This is a genomic window from Magnetospirillum fulvum (genome assembly GCF_900108475.1).
GTDB lineage: Bacteria > Pseudomonadota > Alphaproteobacteria > Rhodospirillales > Magnetospirillaceae > Phaeospirillum > Phaeospirillum fulvum_A.
Genome location: NZ_FNWO01000003.1, coordinates 120,769 through 137,516, shown reverse-complemented (window position 1 = coordinate 137,516; position 16,748 = coordinate 120,769). Strand labels below are relative to the sequence as shown.

Below are 16,748 nucleotides of genomic sequence, written 5' to 3'. Positions count from 1 at the left end.
CCGATGAAAGATACAGTCTGCGCCGCTTGCCGCCGCCGGGGGGCATAGCGTATCACCGCCCAGGTCAACGCGGATCCAAGGAAAGGCCGACACGATGCCCGCATGGCTGACGATAGTGGGATTGGGAGAAGACGGTCCGGCCGGGCTGGGAGAGGCTGCGCGCGGCGCGATCGCCTCGGCCACCCTGCTGATCGGCGGGCAGCGTCACCTCGATCTTGTCCCCCAACAGCCGGGGCAGAAGCGGGTGGATTGGCCCAGTCCGTTCGACACCGCGATTGATCTGGTGCTGTCGCATCGTGGCCAAAATGTCTGCGTGTTGGCCAGCGGCGATCCGATGCTGTACGGAATCGGGGCCTCGCTGGCACGCCGGATTGATCCCACCGAAATGCGGGTGCTGTCCGCCCCCTCCTCGCCGTCGCTGGCGGCGGCCCGGCTCGGCTGGCCGCTCCAGGACGTCACCCTGGTCAGCGTCACCGGCCGCCCGGTCGAGTTGCTGCATCCCCACCTCGTCCCCGGCGCCAAAATCCTGGTGCTGTCGGCCGACGGCACCAGCCCCGCTACCCTGGCGGCGCTACTGACCCGGCGAGGCTTTGGCGACAGCCGCTTCGTCGTGTTCGAGCATCTGGGCGGCCCGCGTGAGCGCCGGATCGAAACCAGCGCCGCCGCCTGGGGCGACCAGCCCGCCGCCGACCTGAACCTGATCGCGATCGAGTGCCGCGCCGCCCCCGACGCAACAGTGTGGTCACGGCTGGCCGGTCTGCCCGACGAGGCCTATGCCACCGACGGCCAGTTGACCAAGCGCGACATCCGCGCCGTCACCCTGGCCCGGCTTGCCCCGCTGCCCGGCGAGTTGCTGTGGGATGTCGGCGGCGGCAGCGGCTCGATCGGGATCGAATGGATGCGCACCCACCCCTCCTGCCGCGCCATCGCGATTGAATCCGACCCCGAGCGGCAGCAGACGATTGCCGCCAACGCCGCCGCCCTTGGCGTGCCGGGCCTGTCCGTCGTCGCCGGGCGCGCCCCCGCCGCGCTCACCGGCCTTGAGTCGCCCGACGCGGTGTTCATCGGCGGCGGCCTCACCGTCGAAGGGGTCGTCGAAACCTGCTGGAACGCGCTGAAACCGGGCGGACGCCTTGTTGCCAACGCGGTCACGGTCCAGACCGAAACCGCCCTGATCTCCTGGCGCGACCGCTTCGGCGGCAGCCTGACCCGCCTCTCCGTCGCCCAGGCCGAGCCGCTCGGCCGCTTCGATACCTGGAGAACCGCCTTGCCGGTAACAATCTGGGTCGCGGTGAAGGGATAGGGTTCCGCTCCGCGGCCGGGCTATCGCCCGGACCGATTTGGAGGCAAAAGCCTCCAAACCTCCTAATTTTTTTGAATATCAAGAAAATAGAGGGTTCGGTAATGTCTCAGTCTGAAATTCAGGTATGGGCCCATATCAGTCGATCCACAGGTCAGCGCTGGTTTTCAACTGCGGTCATTCGAATGCGTGGTGCCGGTTCAAATTGCGGGCATGCCTTGCGCTTTGCAGAACTCCGCCGCTGTGCCCAGCCAGTTCAGGAAGTCACCGGGACGTAGTCGACCACGATACCAAGCGGCAATGTACCTTGGTCTGCGGCACAGAGCAGCACCTCTTGATCTAAGGGCTTTGTTAGGTTCGACGCATGATCGGTAACGATATGCTCTACAACCTCGTGAGCTTCAAGAAAAAATCTGTCAATTACATAAACAATGCCACATCTCCGTCTCCCTCCATTCAATGCATATTGCTTCGCCACGTCAAACGAAAATGAAAACGAAATAAATGCATCGGGATATTTAATTGAGTCCTTTTGATGAGTAATCACGGCGTTCCGAAGCGAATTTCCACAGGTGGCATTGTCGCCATAGGTGATCGTGCCGTCATGGAGCATAACGCGTGTAGCAATGCTCCCTTTCGGCACAAGCGCCTTCCCTGCTGAATGCATTTCCACGGAAACGCCTCTATAGAGATACCTGGAAGGCAACATACTAAGGATGCTGTTGGCGACAACAGCAATGCGCTTGGCAGTGTTGCCTCCTTGCCCTTTGATGATTGGGGCGCGGTACAGGTCTTCGTGTATAGCAGTATTCAGCCGCCTCATCGACAGGTGCCAGCCACAGTGGATGATGCTCCCAGTGAATTTAGCTTGCCGTACAGCCAGTGCCGCCCGGTCGCCCAGTACCAAGACGACGGTGCAATGGGCAAGCTCGCTCTGCAGGCGCATCAGATTCTTGGCGACGACAATCTCCTCCTCAGACGGCTCGGTGTCCCCCGTTGCTACCGGATAGTGAACCTTGTCCGACGAATTGGTGACAAGATAATCATACCTGTTGCCGGAAGCAAAAATATCTGGGTGGTGACTTCTCAGGATGGCCAGAAGCTTATCTAGGTTGCTGCCCGTTACCCCTGCAACAGGCCGTTTCTTGCGCTCCTCCAGCCGCCCAGGGCAAGAGAGTACGATAGCGGTGCGGTTTATCGGGACAATACCGGGCCAGAAGTGGGGCTTGTTGCCATTCATGGCTCAAATATACCACTACGCTCAGCGGCCTTCACTTACATTCCGATGCGCAGGGCCTTCCTGTATCTGGTAACGGTGATAGACTGAGCGTCCCGGCAGGTTCTAGCCTAGCGATGGATCGCTTCATACTTACCCTACCATCCTCCCTTTGGTGTTAAACGATCCACGGTTCCCCACTGATTCGTTCACATCAGCCGCCCGTAGCGTCGGCTTCCCTACGACTTGAGACGCGAAGCCGCTGGTCTGGAATCGGCCCAACTGAGACACGACCGGGGGTTCGGGAGGCAAGCCTCCCGATCGGGGGATTGGGGGCGGACAGCCCCCAAACGTGTTCCGCGGCTTGAACTGCGGAGCCTTACGCCCCTCCGCGCTCTCCCTCGGCGGGAGTCAGGCCATAGGGTTCGACCAGGGTCCAGACATGGGCGGGAATCATCGCCGCCATGCGCTTAGGCTGCTGAAGGCGAAGATGGATCACCGATTCCGCCGCCTTCATCTCCAGCCGGGCGCGGGCGAGTTCCAGCCCACGCGGACCGACTTTCGGCATCAGCCAGGCGACGATCGGGCGCGCCCAATCCGGCATCCCCCGCATTGGCAGACCGCCCGCCGCGCGTTCGGTGTTCTTGATAAAGCCGGACACCGCGCCCTGGCGCTTTCCGGCGCTGGTGGGCTCGGTCAGGCGCACTTCGTCACCCAGCAGCGACAAAATCTCCTCGCCGGTCTGATTGCGGACCAGCAGCCATTGCTCGCCCCGCCCGGCCATGTAGCCCACGGTTAGGTCGGCCAGCGAATTGACGTAATCGACACAGGTGCGACAGGTCAGCGGGAAGAAATCGGACGGCAGCTTCGAGATCGGCAGCTTCAGGAACGGGATTTCCTTGTTCGGGCCGTCGCTGAAACGCATCTCGACATGATAATCGGCGCGGAATTCGAGATAGGTGACGCGGTCGGGGCGGTCGGTCAGCAGCGCCAGGAAGTCGTGGAACCTCTCGGTGGTGGTGTTGTCGGAACAGGGAATGCCGATCACATACAGCCGCTCGAAGCCCAATTCCGGCTCCAGCACCCGCAGCGGATGGATCTGACAGGGCACCCCGATCACGGCAAGGCGGCGATAGCCCTGTTGCCGCGCCGGTTCCAGACCGGCCAGCAGCGGGGCATAACCCATCCGCATTCCCCGGCACGAGGCCATCCCTTCGGGCTTCGTCACCAGCACCGGCATCGGCCGCCACGAATCCTTGGGGTCGGCCGCCATCGTCAGCACCGCATCGACCTTGCCGGTTTCGAGCAGCCGCTCGGCCAGCCGGGTGGTGATCCCGGTCCATTGCGCCCCCGGCTTCGGCTCCTTCAACGCCGCCTGCCACATCTTGCGGAACGGGCCGAAATGCAGCTCGTCAGGACGGGACGGATCGCGGGTGCGGCCGTGGATGCGGGCTTCGAGCCCGGCATGGTCGGGATGGATGAACTGACAGGCGCGGGAACAGGCGCGGGGATCGGCCCGACGCGATACGCCGCAATCGGTACAGAGCGGACGGGCGGCTGCCTCGGCGTAGGGCGGCGCCCAGACCGGCGCGCTGGCTTGGTCGATCGTGGTCATATCCCCCCTGCTCTTTGGCCGTTCCAGGAAGCGGCGGAGTGTAGCCGAGCCTCTGGCCCGACGCCAGAGCAGCGGAGCAAAACTCATCATAGGGTGGCACCGCCCGGCGAAACCTTGTAGAAATCGAGCCCCGCCAGGATCGAATTTTCGGAAGACGTATCGTGCTCCAGCAAGACAAATTGGTGATCGCTCTGCCCAAGGGCAGGATTCTCGACGAGGCGATGCCTCTGGTCCGCGCCGCCGGGATCGAACCCGAAGCCGCGTTCGACGATCCCCATTCCCGGCTGTTGCGCTTTACCACCAACCATCCCCACATCGATATCATCAGGGTGCGTTCGTTCGACGTCGCGACCTTTGTCGCGTTCGGCGCGGCGCACCTGGGAATTGCCGGGAACGATGTGCTAATGGAATTTTCCTATCCCGAGATTTACGCCCCGCTCGATCTGGGCATCGGCGGCTGCCGCCTGTCGGTGGCCGAGCCGGACGATATCGCCGCGACCGACGATCCCGGCCGGTGGAGCCATGTCCGCATCGCCACCAAATATCCCGAGATCACCCGCCGCCACTTCGCCCGGCGCGGCGTCCAGGCCGAATGCGTCAAGCTGAACGGGGCGATGGAACTGGCCCCCACCCTGGGCCTGTGTTCGCGGATCGTCGATCTGGTGTCGTCTGGAGCCACGCTGAAGGCCAACGGGCTAAAGGAAGTCGAAGTGATCGCCCAGGTCACCAGCCGTCTGATCGTCAACCGCGCCGCGCTGAAGACCCGACCGGATGAAATGTCCGGCTGGATCGAGGCCTTCCGCCGCGCCCGGGGAGCCCAAGCCTGATGAGGACTCTCGCCTCTACCGATCCGGATTTCGAAGCCGCGTTCGCCGCCTTGCTCGACATGAAGCGCGAGACGGACGAGGACGTCGATGCCCAGGTCGCCGCGATCCTGGCCGACGTGCGCCGTCGTGGCGATGCCGCTTTGATCGAATACACCGCCCGGTTCGACCGGCTGGAACTGAATGCCGCCGGTCTGGCGATCGGCTCCGACGAGGTCGATGCCGCCTGCGCCAGTTGCGACCCCGATCTGCTGGCGGCGCTGGAACTGGCCGCCGCCCGCATCCGCGCCTTCCACCACCGTCAGGTGCCGAGCGACGATCACTTCATCGACGAGGCCGGGGTGCGGCTCGGTCTGCGCTGGACCGCGGTCCAGGCCGCCGGTCTGTACGTGCCGGGCGGCACCGCCGCCTATCCCTCCTCGGTGCTGATGAACGCGATTCCGGCCAAGGCGGCCGGGGTCGAACGGCTGGTGATGGTGGTGCCCTCGCCGGGGGGACGGCTGAACCCGCTGGTGCTGGCCGCCGCCCGCATCGCCGGAATCGACGAAATCTACCGCGTCGGCGGAGCCCAGGCGGTCGGCGCGCTGGCCTATGGCACCGCCACCATCCGCCCGGTCGATAAGATCGTGGGACCGGGCAACGCCTATGTCGCCGCCGCCAAGCGGCGGGTGTTCGGCACCGTCGGCATCGACATGATCGCCGGACCGTCGGAGATTCTGGTCGTCGCCGATAACGGCAATGATCCCGGCTGGATCGCCGCCGATCTGCTCAGCCAGGCCGAGCACGACACCGCCGCCCAGAGCATTCTGATTACCGACGATGCCGAATTCGGCCGCCGGGTCGCCCAGGCGGTCGAGTCGCATCTGAAGACTCTGTCGCGCGCTGCGATCGCACGGGATAGCTGGGACCGTCACGGCGCGGTGATCGTGGTGCCGACCCTGGCCGACTCGCTGCCGCTGGTCGATCGCATCGCGCCCGAGCATCTTGAACTGGCGGTGGCCGAACCGGAAGCTCTGGCGGCGCGGGTGCGCAATGCCGGGGCGATCTTCCTCGGCCGTTTCACCCCGGAAGCGGTGGGCGATTATGTCGGCGGGCCGAACCATGTGTTGCCGACGGCGCGCTCGGCGCGGTTCTCGTCGGGTCTCGGCGTGCTCGACTTCATGAAGCGGACCACCCTCTTGGGCTGCGACGCCCTCTCGCTGCGGGCTATAGGCCCGGCGGCGGTACGGCTGGCCGAGGCCGAAGGGCTGGGAGCGCACGGATTGTCGGTGGGAATCAGGCTCAATATCGGAACGGAGTAATGCCAGACCGCCAGCGGTTGATCGACATCCGCCTGGACGACAAAACCCTGGTCCGCCGTTCGGCCGAGGTCGAGCATGAACGCGCCGTAGCGATCTATGACCTGATCGAGGAAAACAGCTTCGCGCCAGAGGGGGACTTTGTTGGTCCCTATCTGCTGCGGCTGCGGCTGGAGGACAACCGGCTGATCTTCGACATCCGCAGCGGGGCCGACATCCCGCTGACCGAGGTCGGCTTGCCGCTGACGGCGTTCCAGTCGCTAGTCAAAGACTATTTCCTGGTGTGCGAAAGCTATTACGCCGCGATCCGCACCGCGCCGCCCTCGAAGATCGAGGCGATCGACCAGGGCCGCCGCGCCCTCCATGACGAGGGGGCGGCCTTGCTGCTCCAACGAATGAAGGGGCGGATCGCGCTCGATTTCGTCACGGCGCGGCGGCTGTTCACCCTGATCTGCATCCTTCATGTGCGGGGATAAGGGGTGGAGCCCGCGCCGCTGCCCTCCGCCGTGCTGTTCTGCTGTACCTTAAACGCGCTGCGCTCGCCGATGGCCGAAGGAATCATGAAGCGGCTGCACGGCACCCGGCTTTATGTCCAATCGGTCGGTGTCCGTGCGGGCGAGACCGATCCGTTGATGGTCCAGGTGATGGACGAAATCGGGATCGACTTGTCGCGCCATTGCCCGCGCGATTTCAGGGCGCTGGAAGATGAGAGCTTCGACGTGGTGATCTCGCTGTCGCCCGAAGCCCAGCACAAGGCGGTGGACCTGACGCGGGGCAATGCCTGCGAGGTCGAATATTGGCCGACCTTCGACCCCTCTTTGGTCGAGGCCAGCCGCGAGGTTCGCCTCGATTCCTACCGCGCCGTTCGTGACGAATTACAGCGGCGCATTCTCAAACGCTTCCCCCCGCCGGGGCTGGCGCGCGAGTAAACACCCTCACATAACGTGAAAACGCTTGACCAAACAGCACCGAGCGCTCACTTATCTTCCCGCGCAGCAGGGAACCCGGATGGAGGCCAGATGGCGAAAGAGGATGTAATCGAGTTTTCAGGCACGGTGTCGGAGCTTTTGCCCAACGCCATGTTCAGGGTCAAGCTCGACAACGAACATGAAATCCTTGCTCACACGTCCGGAAAGATGCGCAAGAACCGGATCCGTGTCCTTGCCGGCGACCGGGTCAACGTGGAAATGACGCCCTACGACTTGACCAAGGGCCGCATCACCTTCCGCTACAAGTAGCATTGATATGATCGAGACGGCCGGACGCCCGGCGCTGGTCCTGGCCTCGGCATCGCCCAGACGGGTCGATTTGCTGCACCAGATCGGCATCGCCCCCGGCCGGATCGACCCCGCCGACATCGACGAAACCCCCTTGCGCGACGAGCTGCCCCAGGTCTTGGCCGGGCGGCTTGCCGAGCAGAAAGCCCGCGCGGTGGCCGAACGCCACCCCGGCTGTTTCGTCCTTGCCGCCGACACGGTGGTCGCCTGCGGCCGCCGCACCCTTCCCAAAGCCGAAGACGAGTCCACCGCCCGCAAGTGCCTCGCGCTGCTGTCGGGACGGCGGCATCGGGTGCTGGGCGGGCTGTGCCTGATCGGCCCCGACGGGCGGACCGGGCGGCGGCTGGTCACCACCTCCGTCACCTTCAAGCGCCTGCTCCCGGCCGAGATCGAGTCCTATCTCGCCAGCGGGGAATGGCACGGCAAGGCAGGCGGCTATGCGATCCAGGGCCGCGCCGCGCGCTTCGTCCGCGCGCTTTCCGGCTCTTATTCCAACGTCGTCGGCCTGCCCCTGTTCGAAACCGGCTCGCTGCTCGACGGCCTGGGGTGGCGTGACTGACCCGGGCGCGACGCCGCTTGGCATCGACGAAATTCTCTGGTCGTGGGGACCGGGCGAAAGCCGCTTTGCCCTGCTGACCCGGGGCCGCCTCACCGAACTGGTGATCGACCGCCCCACCCTTCACCTTGGATCACGCTTTCTCGGCCGCGTCGTCGCGCTTGACCGCGGCTTGAACGCCGCCTTTGTCGAGATCGGCACCGGCGACCGCCCCGGCTTCCTGCCCGGTGCGGCGGCGCTGGGCCTGTCCGAGGGGGCGGCGGTCGCGGTTGCGGTCCGGGCCGAGGCCCGCGCGGGCAAAGGACCGCTGCTGTCACCGCTGGCGGGCGATCTCGCCGTTCCGGGCGCAACCAAGGCCCCGGCGCTGATATCGCGCCCAGCGACGCTCAAACGGCTGTTGGCGGCCCATCCCGCAATCCGCCGGGTGCGGGTTGACGATCCCGCCGCCCTGGCCGAGGCAAAGGCGCTGGCGCCCGCTCTGGCCGAGCACCATCGCGACGGGCCGCTGTTCGGGCTTTACCGCGTCGAGGAAGAGATTGAATCCGCCCTGGCCGCCGAGGTGCCGCTGGCGGGCGGCGGGCGGATGACAATCGAGAGCACGGCGGCGCTGACCGCGATCGACATCGATTCGGGCGGTGGCCGCGCCGACGAGGCCAACCGCAAGGCGGTTGCCGCGATCGCCCGCCATCTCCGCCTGCGTGGGATCGGCGGGCAGGTGGTGATTGATTTCGTCTCGGTCCGGCGTGACGCGCCCCACCGTCTCGCCGACGCGCTGAAAGAAGCGGTTGCGGCCGACCCGGTGCCGACCCAGATCTTTGGGGTGTCGCGGCTGGGGCTGGTCGAACTGACCCGCGAACGGCGCGGCCTGGCCTTGGCTGAACTGCTGTGCGACCGCCCGACCCTGCCGACGCCCGAGACGGCGGCGCTGGCCGCCCTGCGTCTGGCCCTGGCCGAGGCCGCCTGCCGCCCTGGACGGCCGCTCAGGCTGGTTGTCGCCCCCGAGGTGGCAACGGCCCTGGCCCGGCGTTCCGACGCCCTGGCCGAGGCCGAGGCGCGCCTGTGCCGTCCCCTGCCCGTCCGCGCCGATCCCGGTCGGGCCCGTGAGGATAGTTCGATCGAGGAGATACCCGGATGACCGAAGCCCCGTCCGCCCCCGCCTGCCCGATTTGCGGCGCGTCCGCCGCGCCCGCCCTGCGCCCGTTCTGCTCGAAGCGTTGCGCCGATGTCGACCTGCATCGCTGGCTGGGCGGGGTCTATCGGGTCGAAACCGACGAGACCTCCGAAGAAAATGCACAAGATGACGTTTTTTCGTCGAGAGGGGCTTGACCGACCCCCAAATCATCATCTATAAGCGCCTCCTCTTCACGGAGAGCGACCTGCCCAGGTAGCTCAGTTGGTAGAGCATGCGACTGAAAATCGCAGTGTCGGTGGTTCGATTCCGCCCCTGGGCACCATTTAACCCCCTGGAACCTAACGGTTCTAGGGGGTTTCCATTTGTGTCGATTGAAATCAGGCGTCTAAGCGACTTTGCCCCGCCTCTTTACGCTTGAGGCAGGCTGAGGGTGGCGCGCAAACCGCCTTCGGGACGGTTGGCCAGGGTGATGTCGCCGCCATGGGCGCGGATCGCGGCCCGCGCCACCGCCAGCCCTAATCCGGTGCCGCCGGTATCGCGCGAGCGCGAGGTTTCCAGTCGGAAGAACGGCGCGAACACCCGCTCCATCGAGTCCTCGGGAATACCGGGGCCGTCATCGTCGATGGTAAGGAGAATCTCGCCACCGCCGGTGGTCAGCCCGACTCCGGCCCGGCCGCCATACTTGACCGCATTGTCGAGCAGATTGGCGATGGCGCGCTTCAGTGCCACCGGCCGCGCCGCGATCACCAGACTGTCCGGCCCGGTATAGGAGCAGGCGACGCCCATATCCTCGAGGTCTTCCAGCATTCCCTGAACCATCGTGGCGAGGTCGAGACGCTGACGCGGCTCGCTGGCAGCATCGTCGCGGGCAAAGGCCAGGGTCGAGGCGATCATCTGTTCCATCTCGGCGAGATCGGCCAGCATCTTTGCCCGCTGCTCGTCATCCTCGATGAACTCGGCGCGCAGGCGAAGCCGGGTGATCGGCGTCTTCAGATCGTGACTGATCGCCGCCAGCATCTGGGTGCGGTCCTGCACGAAACGGACGATCCGGTCCTGCATCACGTTAAAGGCATGGGCGGCGCGGCGGACCTCACGCGGGCCGGTCACCGCCAGCGGCGGTGCGCCGACATCGACCCCCAGCCGCTCGGCGGCGGCAGCGAAGACGGCAAACGGCAAGGTCGCCTTGCGCACCGCGACCAGCGCCGCCAGCGTCACCAGCACCAGCCCCAGCAACAGCGGCGCGACAAAGCGCGGCCGCCACAGCGAGACACCCGGATCGAGCGGGGCCAGCACGTTCAGCCACGAACCGTCATCCAGCCGGACCGAAATCCGCAGCGCCGGGCCGATCATGTGATGAGGACGGTTGAGCGAGGGGGGGCGCAGCGATTCCGCCCCAGGCGGAGCGAAAGACGGCCCCTCGCCCGGCGGCGGAAACGGCTCGGCCTCCTGCGGCGGGCGATCATCGTCGCGAGCACGGCCGCCACGCCCAAACATCCCGGTATCGGGACCGCCGACCGGGCCGGGACGGGACGAGACCCGAATCTCGCGCCCTTCCAGCCCGGTTTGCAGGGTGTCGCGGACAAAGGCGGCCAGACCGAAGGATTCGTCGTTCTCGACCACCGGACGGGTGCCCCAGCCGACCCGGAAGCGGGGGGTATCGAGTCGGCGCAGCGTGCCGTGACGGCGGTCGGGATCGGTCTGTTCGGCAATTGCGACCAGACCGCCGACCCGCTCGGCGGCATTGCGTCCGCCGATCGCCTCCAACGCCTCTTGGCGCTGGCTTTCGAACAGCATCACCGCCGTCGCCACCGACAGCAGCAGCGCCAGCACCAACACCAGAGCGGTACGCCCCAGAACCGTGTCCGGCCAGCGAAGCCAACGCCGGACCCGGCGGGGGGTCATACCCGATCGACCTGAGCGGTGAACAGATAGCCGCCGCCGCGCACGGTCTTGATCAGTTGCGGATCCTTGGCATCGTCGCCGAGACGGCGGCGCAGACGACTGACCTGGATGTCGATGCTGCGGTCGAACGGCGCGGCGGTACGGCCACGGGCGAAATCAAGCAATTGATCGCGCGACAGCACCCGGCGCGGATGCTCGACGAACACCTGCAACAATCCGAACTCGCCCGCCGACAAACCGATCATCACGCCCTCGGGCGACAGCAGATCGCGGGTGGCGAGATCGAGTATCCAACCTTCGAAGCGCAGCTTGTTGGCACCGGCCGAGGCCGCCTCGCCCTCGCCCTCGCCGCCGCCGCCCTGGACCCGGCGCAGCACCGCCTTGATCCGGGCCAGTAACTCGCGCGGATTGAACGGCTTGGCGACGTAATCGTCGGCCCCCATCTCCAGCCCGACGATGCGGTCGGTGTCCTCGCCCATCGCCGTCAGCATTACGATCGGGATCGAGGAGCGCGCCTCGCGCAGCCGCCGGGTCAGGGCCAGACCGTCCTCGCCCGGCAGCATCAGGTCGAGCACCACCAGATCAATCTTCCGCTCGTCGAGCAGGCGCAGCATTTCGGCGCCGTCGCGGGCAGTGGTGACTCGCAAACCATGCCGGGCAAGAAAGCGCGCCAGCAGATCGCGGATTTCGCGGTCGTCATCGACCACCAGAATGTGAGGTCCGGGTTCCATGGCGTTTTATACCGTTCCGCACCGAGCCAAGTCGGTTGGTTTTGGGTAACCGATGGTAACAGCTACTCCGTCTCGGGGAATTTGGCCCAGTCGGGGCGGCTGGCGGTCAGGGTTGCCTCGCCGCAATGCAGCCCCTGCCCGCCCGAGGCCCGAAACGCCTCCAGCCGGATCAGGGCCAGACCGAGATCGCCCGCGCTGGAGCGCATTTCGCCCGCCTCGGCCTCGCCATGGCGGACGATCGCTCCCGGAGCCGGAGTTGGGCCGGAAATGACCACCGGCATCAACCGTTTACGGATCAGACCGCGATAGCGGGTCCGCGCCGTCAGTTCCTGGCCCATGTAACAGCCCTTGTCGAAATCGACCCCGGCCAGTTCCTCATAGCCATTTTCGAGCAGCAACGCCTTTTCCGGCTCCATGTCGCGGGCACCGTCGGGCAGGCCGAGAGCGATCCGGGCGCGGTCCCAATCCTCGACACTGCCGGGAGCAAACCCGGCGGCGATCAGGGCCGCCTCGCCCCCCTCGGGCAACAGCAGCCGCGCCCCGGCAGCAGCCAGACGGGGATCAACCAGGGCGATCCCGCCCGCGACCGGCGCGGCCGACCCGGCGGCTTCGGGCAGACCCAGCCGGGCGGCGGCGCCCTCGCCCCAGGCGGCATAGACCGACAGGGTGGCGACCGGTTCGATTGTCACCTTGGCGCGCAACCGGTGCAGGGTCAGCTTGCGGACCAGGGCCTCGGCCCGATCCGCCTCGGTATCAACAAGGAAGGATCCGTCCGCCGCCTCGGCCAGGAACAGATCGAACAGAAATTTGCCCTGGGGCGTCAGCATCGCCGCGAACAGGGCGCGCTCGGGCGATAGTCGGGTGACGTCGTTCGAGATCAGCCCTTGAAGGAAGGTCCGGCGATCGTCGCCGCCGATCGCGATGATGGCGCGCCGTTCCAGACGCACGAAACGCTGTTCCGTCATGATAAACCCTTTCCCGACAATCCCCTCGAAGGGTGGGACAAAGCGCCTGGGATGACAAGCCCGATCGGCGGCCTTATAAGGAACGGACGATGCATATCACCCTGGTGGACCAGTCCATCCCCTTCGACGGCCTCAGCGCCGCAACCCGGCCGCTGGGCGGGGCGGAAAAGGCGTTCGCCGCCCTGGCCGCCGCGCTGGCCCGACGCGGCCACAGCGTGCGGGCCTTCACCGCCACCCCCTATGGCGCCGATATCGAAGGGGTGCGGTGGGATCCGCTCTCGGCGCGCAAGCCGCCGCGCACCGACGTCCTGATCGCTTTTCGCCAACCGGCGCTGCTCGACTTCGTCCGGCTGGCCGACCGCCGCGTGCTGTGGATCACCGGTCCGGGGCGGCTGTTGGAACGCGCCCCTGCCCGCGCCGCCCTCGACACTTTCGCGCCCCTGCTGCTGCTGAGTGCCGAAGCCCAGGCGGCCCAGTTCGAACGGCGCGGCCTTGCCGCCGGGCTGTTACCCCCGGCGGTGGCCGAGTCCTACCTTGCCGCCACGCCCAACCCGGCCGACCCGCCTTATGCGATCGTCACCACCCATCCCGCCCATGGGCTCGAAACCATCCTCGATCTGTGGCAAAACCGGATTCACCCCGCTGCGCCCCAGGCCGAACTGGTGCTCTGTTCGACGATCCTGGCCCGGGCCGAGGCGGGCGACGAGGCCGAAGGCGCGTTGCGCCCGGTGATCGACCGCGCCCTGGCCGCCCGCGCCCAAGGGGTACGGATCGTCCGGCCCCAGCCCGATCCCGGCATGGCGGCACTGTTCGCCGGGGCCTGCGTCCATCTTCATCCCGGCCATGCCGACGACATGGGCTGCTTCACCCTGATGGAAAGTCAGGCCTGCGGCTGCCCGGCGGTGGTGCGGCCGCTGGGGGCGGCACTCGAACGGGTCGCCAACGGACTCTCGGCCTATGTCGTCCCCGACGATGAATCCTTTGCCAATCTGGCCCTGCTGCTGCTGACCGACCGCGCGCTTCAGGGGGTATTGAGCCGCGAGGCCAAGGGCCTTTACCGCAACCGCACGTGGGACAACGCCGCCAGCGTGCTGGAAGGGTGGATTTCGTGACCCGGTTGTTGCAGATGATGGCCGGAGCCCGCCACGGCGGGGCCGAAGCGTTTTTCGAACGGCTGGCCCCGGCACTGGCCCGGGCCGGGATCGTCCAGCGTCTGCTGATCCGCAAGGATGCCGAACGGGCCGCCCGGCTGCGCGCCGCCGGGCTGGAGGTCACCGAACTGGGCTTTGGCGGAGCGCTCGACCTGTTGACCCGCCGCCGCGCGAGCGCCGCCGCGCGCGACTTTGGCCCCGACATCGCCCTGGCCTGGATGAACCGCGCCGCCCGCTTCCTGCCCGCAGGCAACGTCGTCCGGGTCGGACGGCTGGGCGGCTATTACGATCTCAAATATTACCGCACCTGCGACCATCTCGCCGCCAACACCCCCGATCTGTGTTCCTGGATCGCCGAGCAGGGCTGGCCTGCCGAGCGGGTCCATTACCTGCCCAATTTCGCCGCCGATCCCGGCCCCGCAGTCCCCCTGCCGCGAGAGGCGTTCGACACCCCCGCCGACGCAACGCTGATCGTCGCGCTGGGACGGCTGCACCCCAACAAGGGGTTCGACGTGCTGCTCCGCGCCCTGGCCCAAATCGAGGGCACCTTTCTGTGGCTGGCGGGAGAAGGACCGTTGCGGGCCGAACTGGAAGCGCTGGCCGCAACGCTGGGGATCGCCGATCGGGTCCGCTTCCTTGGCTGGCGCGACGACGGGGCAAGGCTGCTGGCCTCGGCCGATCTGTTCGTCTGCCCGTCGCGGCATGAGCCGCTCGGCAATGTCGTGCTCGAAGCCTGGGCCGCCGCCCGCCCGGTGATCGCCGCCGCCTCGCAGGGGCCAAGCCAGTTGATCCACAGCGGCGAGGACGGTCTGCTGGTCCCGGTCGATGACGATGCGGCGCTGGCCGCCGCGATCGCCCATCTGCGCGCCGACCCGGCCCAGGCCGCCGCCCTGGCCCAGGCCGGACGCGCCGCCTTCGATGCCGACTTCACCGAGAAAGCGGTGGTGGCGCGCTATGTCGAGTTCTTCGCGCGGGTGAAACGCTGATGTGCGGGATCGCCGGACTGATGACGGTGGATGGAACCGCCCCGGCGGCGGAAATCCTCGACCGGCTGGCCAACGCCCTGGCCCATCGCGGCCCCGACGGACGCGGACGCCATGTCCAGGGCTCGGTCGGACTGATCCAGAACCGGCTGTCGATCATTGATCTGGCCGGGGGCCGCCAGCCGATCTATGACGAGGCGGGTAATGCGATTGTCGCCAATGGCGAGATCTATAATTACCTCGAACTGAAAGCGGCAATGCCGGGGCAGCGCTTCGCCACCGGCTCGGACAGCGAGCCGCCGCTGCACCTCTATCGCCAGCAGGGGCTGGAGTTCGTCGCCGCGTTGCGGGGGATGTACGCGCTGGCGATCCACGATGTCGCCGCCGACCGGCTGGTGTTGGCGCGCGATCCGTTCGGGATCAAGCCGCTCTATCTGGCCGAAGGGACGTGGGGGCTGGCTTTCGCCTCCGAACCGGCCGCCCTGATCGCCGCCGGTCTGGTCGAAGCCCAGGTCGAGCCGGTGGCGCGGGCCGAACTGCTCCAGATGCAGTTCACCAGCGGAACCGACACGATCTTTGGGGGCATTCGCCGCGTCGCCCCCGGCGAGACTATCGTGGTCGAGCGCGGCCGGATCGTCGCCACCCGCCACCGCCCCGCCCTCCCCCCCGGTCCGCCGGTTCCGGGCAAGCCCGAAGCGCTGCTGGAGACGCTTGATGCCCTGCTGACCGAGACGGTCGAGCTGCACCAACGCTCCGACGTCCCCTATGGCATGTTCCTGTCGGGGGGAATCGATTCCTCGGCGGTGCTGGCGCTGATGGCCCGCCTCAATCCGCGCGGCATCCTGGCCTTTACCGCCGGATTCCCCGGCACCGGCGCTCATGACGAGCGCGCCCACGCCCGCGCCCTGGCCCAAAGCGTCGGGGCCAGACATATCGAAATCGAGTTCACCGAGGCCGATTTCTGGACCCTGCTGCCCCAGATCGCCGCCTGCATGGACGATCCCGCCGCCGATTACGCCTGTCTGCCGACTTTCAAGCTGGCCCGCGAGGCCGCCAAGGAGGTCAAGGTGATCCTGTCGGGCGAGGGCGGCGACGAATTGTTCGCGGGCTATGGCCGCCACCGCCACGCCGCCCGGCCGTGGCCGCTGGCCCGCGCGATGCGCCGCTCCGGCAGCTTTGACGGGCTGGACGTCTTGCGGGACGGCGTCGCCGAGGGCTGGCGCGACCGCTTTGCCGCGATCGTCCGGGCTGAATCCGGCCAGAACCGCAGCCGCCTCCAGGCCGCGCAGGCGGCCGATTGCGCCGACTGGCTGCCCCACGATCTGCTGTCCAAGGCCGACCGCTGCCTGATGGCCCACGGCATCGAGGGACGGGTGCCGTTCCTCGACCCGGTGCTGGCCGAGTTCGCCTTCCGCCTGCCCGACCGGATGAAGGTGAGAGGCGGACTGGGCAAGTGGCTGCTGCGGCACTGGCTCGACCGCGCCCTGCCCCAGGCCCGGCCGTTCGACAAGAAACGCGGCTTTACCGTTCCGGTGGCCGAATGGATCGCCAAGCGTCCCGAGATCGGGCCGCTGCTGGCACGCCAGCCCGGCATCGCCGAAATCTGCCGCCCCGGCGCGGTCGAGGCGCTGTTCGCCCGCTGCGACAAGAGCACCGGATTTGCCTGCTGGACCCTGCTGTTCTACGCTTTGTGGCATCGCCGTCACATCCTGGGCCGTCCCGCCGATGGCGACGTGGCCGCGCTGCTGGGCGATGGGGTATGATGCCGCTTCGTTTCTCCCCCTGCCCCCGAGGCCGC

The 16,748-nt window shown here is 67.0% G+C and carries 17 protein-coding genes and 1 tRNA gene; 13 read left to right on the top strand and 5 right to left on the bottom strand.

Going from position 1 to position 16,748, the window contains the following annotated elements:
* The first annotated feature begins 94 nt into the window (after positions 1–94).
* Complete coding sequence (gene cbiE / locus BLW40_RS04610) at positions 95–1,303, top strand: precorrin-6y C5,15-methyltransferase (decarboxylating) subunit CbiE (protein WP_074766015.1); 1,209 nt, start codon at positions 95–97, stop codon at positions 1,301–1,303.
* A 253-nt stretch (positions 1,304–1,556) separates the two neighbouring features.
* Here the strand turns inward: cbiE and BLW40_RS04605 are convergent, their stop codons facing one another.
* Positions 1,557–2,540, bottom strand: coding sequence for a hypothetical protein (locus BLW40_RS04605; protein ID WP_074766013.1), 984 nt, complete (start codon positions 2,538–2,540; stop codon positions 1,557–1,559).
* Between the two features lie 355 nt (positions 2,541–2,895).
* Positions 2,896–4,131, bottom strand: a complete 1,236-nt coding sequence (locus tag BLW40_RS04600; protein ID WP_074766011.1) for a Coenzyme F420 hydrogenase/dehydrogenase, beta subunit C-terminal domain — start codon at positions 4,129–4,131, stop codon at positions 2,896–2,898.
* Positions 4,132–4,292: 161 nt separating this feature from the next.
* On the opposite strand from BLW40_RS04600, the gene hisG reads away from it, so the two are divergent.
* From hisG to BLW40_RS04555, 9 genes are all read left to right on the top strand, one after another.
* The gene (gene hisG / locus BLW40_RS04595) at positions 4,293–4,958 is read left to right on the top strand and encodes an ATP phosphoribosyltransferase (RefSeq protein WP_074766009.1); all 666 of its coding nucleotides are present in this window, start codon (positions 4,293–4,295) and stop codon (positions 4,956–4,958) included.
* Positions 4,958–6,256 (top strand): histidinol dehydrogenase, encoded by a 1,299-nt coding sequence (hisD, locus tag BLW40_RS04590; RefSeq protein WP_074766007.1) that lies wholly within the window; start codon positions 4,958–4,960, stop codon positions 6,254–6,256. The genes hisG and hisD overlap by 1 nt, the downstream gene beginning before the upstream one ends.
* Positions 6,256–6,729, top strand: coding sequence for a UPF0262 family protein (locus BLW40_RS04585; protein WP_074766005.1), 474 nt, complete (start codon positions 6,256–6,258; stop codon positions 6,727–6,729). The genes hisD and BLW40_RS04585 overlap by 1 nt, the downstream gene beginning before the upstream one ends.
* 3 nt (positions 6,730–6,732) lie before the next feature.
* The gene (locus BLW40_RS04580; protein WP_280139893.1) at positions 6,733–7,182 is read left to right on the top strand and encodes an arsenate reductase ArsC; all 450 of its coding nucleotides are present in this window, start codon (positions 6,733–6,735) and stop codon (positions 7,180–7,182) included.
* 90 nt (positions 7,183–7,272) lie between these two features.
* Positions 7,273–7,491: a translation initiation factor IF-1 gene (gene infA, locus BLW40_RS04575; RefSeq protein WP_002726865.1), complete on the top strand. Its 219-nt coding sequence runs from the start codon at positions 7,273–7,275 to the stop codon at positions 7,489–7,491.
* Positions 7,492–7,498: 7 nt separating this feature from the next.
* Complete coding sequence (locus tag BLW40_RS04570) at positions 7,499–8,089, top strand: Maf family protein (protein ID WP_074766003.1); 591 nt, start codon at positions 7,499–7,501, stop codon at positions 8,087–8,089.
* A complete protein-coding gene (locus tag BLW40_RS04565; protein ID WP_074766001.1) occupies positions 8,082–9,221 on the top strand; it encodes a ribonuclease E/G in 1,140 nt (379 codons plus the stop codon). The genes BLW40_RS04570 and BLW40_RS04565 overlap by 8 nt, the downstream gene beginning before the upstream one ends.
* Positions 9,218–9,412, top strand: coding sequence for a DNA gyrase inhibitor YacG (locus BLW40_RS04560; RefSeq protein WP_074765999.1), 195 nt, complete (start codon positions 9,218–9,220; stop codon positions 9,410–9,412). Before BLW40_RS04565 ends, BLW40_RS04560 begins: the two co-directional genes overlap by 4 nt.
* 52 nt (positions 9,413–9,464) lie before the next feature.
* Positions 9,465–9,540: transfer RNA gene (locus BLW40_RS04555), tRNA-Phe, on the top strand.
* Between the two features lie 86 nt (positions 9,541–9,626).
* Here the strand turns inward: BLW40_RS04555 and BLW40_RS04550 are convergent.
* From BLW40_RS04550 to ygfZ, 3 genes are all read right to left on the bottom strand, one after another.
* Positions 9,627–11,120, bottom strand: a complete 1,494-nt coding sequence (locus BLW40_RS04550; protein ID WP_074765997.1) for a sensor histidine kinase — start codon at positions 11,118–11,120, stop codon at positions 9,627–9,629.
* The gene (locus tag BLW40_RS04545) at positions 11,117–11,851 is read right to left on the bottom strand and encodes a response regulator (protein ID WP_074765996.1); all 735 of its coding nucleotides are present in this window, start codon (positions 11,849–11,851) and stop codon (positions 11,117–11,119) included. Before BLW40_RS04545 ends, BLW40_RS04550 begins: the two co-directional genes overlap by 4 nt.
* A gap of 62 nt (positions 11,852–11,913) precedes the next feature.
* On the bottom strand, positions 11,914–12,816 hold the full coding sequence (gene ygfZ / locus BLW40_RS04540; protein ID WP_074765994.1) for a CAF17-like 4Fe-4S cluster assembly/insertion protein YgfZ: 903 nt from the start codon (positions 12,814–12,816) through the stop codon (positions 11,914–11,916).
* Between the two features lie 89 nt (positions 12,817–12,905).
* On the opposite strand from ygfZ, the gene BLW40_RS04535 reads away from it, so the two are divergent.
* The 3 genes from BLW40_RS04535 to asnB are packed head-to-tail and all read left to right on the top strand — an operon-like array spanning position 12,906 to position 16,713.
* Entirely contained in the window at positions 12,906–13,928 is a 1,023-nt protein-coding gene (locus BLW40_RS04535; protein ID WP_074765993.1) for a glycosyltransferase, read from the top strand.
* Positions 13,925–14,953 carry a glycosyltransferase gene (locus BLW40_RS04530; protein ID WP_170834525.1) on the top strand — a complete coding sequence of 343 codons (1,029 nt, stop codon included), beginning with the start codon at positions 13,925–13,927 and terminating at the stop codon, positions 14,951–14,953. The genes BLW40_RS04535 and BLW40_RS04530 overlap by 4 nt, the downstream gene beginning before the upstream one ends.
* Positions 14,953–16,713, top strand: a complete 1,761-nt coding sequence (asnB, locus tag BLW40_RS04525) for an asparagine synthase (glutamine-hydrolyzing) (RefSeq protein WP_074765991.1) — start codon at positions 14,953–14,955, stop codon at positions 16,711–16,713. Before BLW40_RS04530 ends, asnB begins: the two co-directional genes overlap by 1 nt.
* Positions 16,714–16,748: the final 35 nt, after the last annotated feature.

Bases quoted from the DNA above. Each gene is read 5' to 3' on its own strand.
- BLW40_RS04605 (WP_074766013.1), bottom strand. From the start codon at position 2,540: ATGAATGGCAACAAGCCCCACTTCTGGCCCGGTATTGTCCCGATAAAC.
- ygfZ (WP_074765994.1), bottom strand. From the start codon at position 12,816: ATGACGGAACAGCGTTTCGTGCGTCTGGAACGGCGCGCCATCATCGCG.
- BLW40_RS04570 (WP_074766003.1), top strand. From the start codon at position 7,499: ATGATCGAGACGGCCGGACGCCCGGCGCTGGTCCTGGCCTCGGCATCG.
- BLW40_RS04550 (WP_074765997.1), bottom strand. From the start codon at position 11,120: ATGACCCCCCGCCGGGTCCGGCGTTGGCTTCGCTGGCCGGACACGGTT.
- BLW40_RS04560 (WP_074765999.1), top strand. From the start codon at position 9,218: ATGACCGAAGCCCCGTCCGCCCCCGCCTGCCCGATTTGCGGCGCGTCC.
- BLW40_RS04535 (WP_074765993.1), top strand. From the start codon at position 12,906: ATGCATATCACCCTGGTGGACCAGTCCATCCCCTTCGACGGCCTCAGC.
- hisD (WP_074766007.1), top strand. From the start codon at position 4,958: ATGAGGACTCTCGCCTCTACCGATCCGGATTTCGAAGCCGCGTTCGCC.
- BLW40_RS04545 (WP_074765996.1), bottom strand. From the start codon at position 11,851: ATGGAACCCGGACCTCACATTCTGGTGGTCGATGACGACCGCGAAATC.
- asnB (WP_074765991.1), top strand. From the start codon at position 14,953: ATGTGCGGGATCGCCGGACTGATGACGGTGGATGGAACCGCCCCGGCG.
- BLW40_RS04600 (WP_074766011.1), bottom strand. From the start codon at position 4,131: ATGACCACGATCGACCAAGCCAGCGCGCCGGTCTGGGCGCCGCCCTAC.
- infA (WP_002726865.1), top strand. From the start codon at position 7,273: ATGGCGAAAGAGGATGTAATCGAGTTTTCAGGCACGGTGTCGGAGCTT.
- BLW40_RS04585 (WP_074766005.1), top strand. From the start codon at position 6,256: ATGCCAGACCGCCAGCGGTTGATCGACATCCGCCTGGACGACAAAACC.
- cbiE (WP_074766015.1), top strand. From the start codon at position 95: ATGCCCGCATGGCTGACGATAGTGGGATTGGGAGAAGACGGTCCGGCC.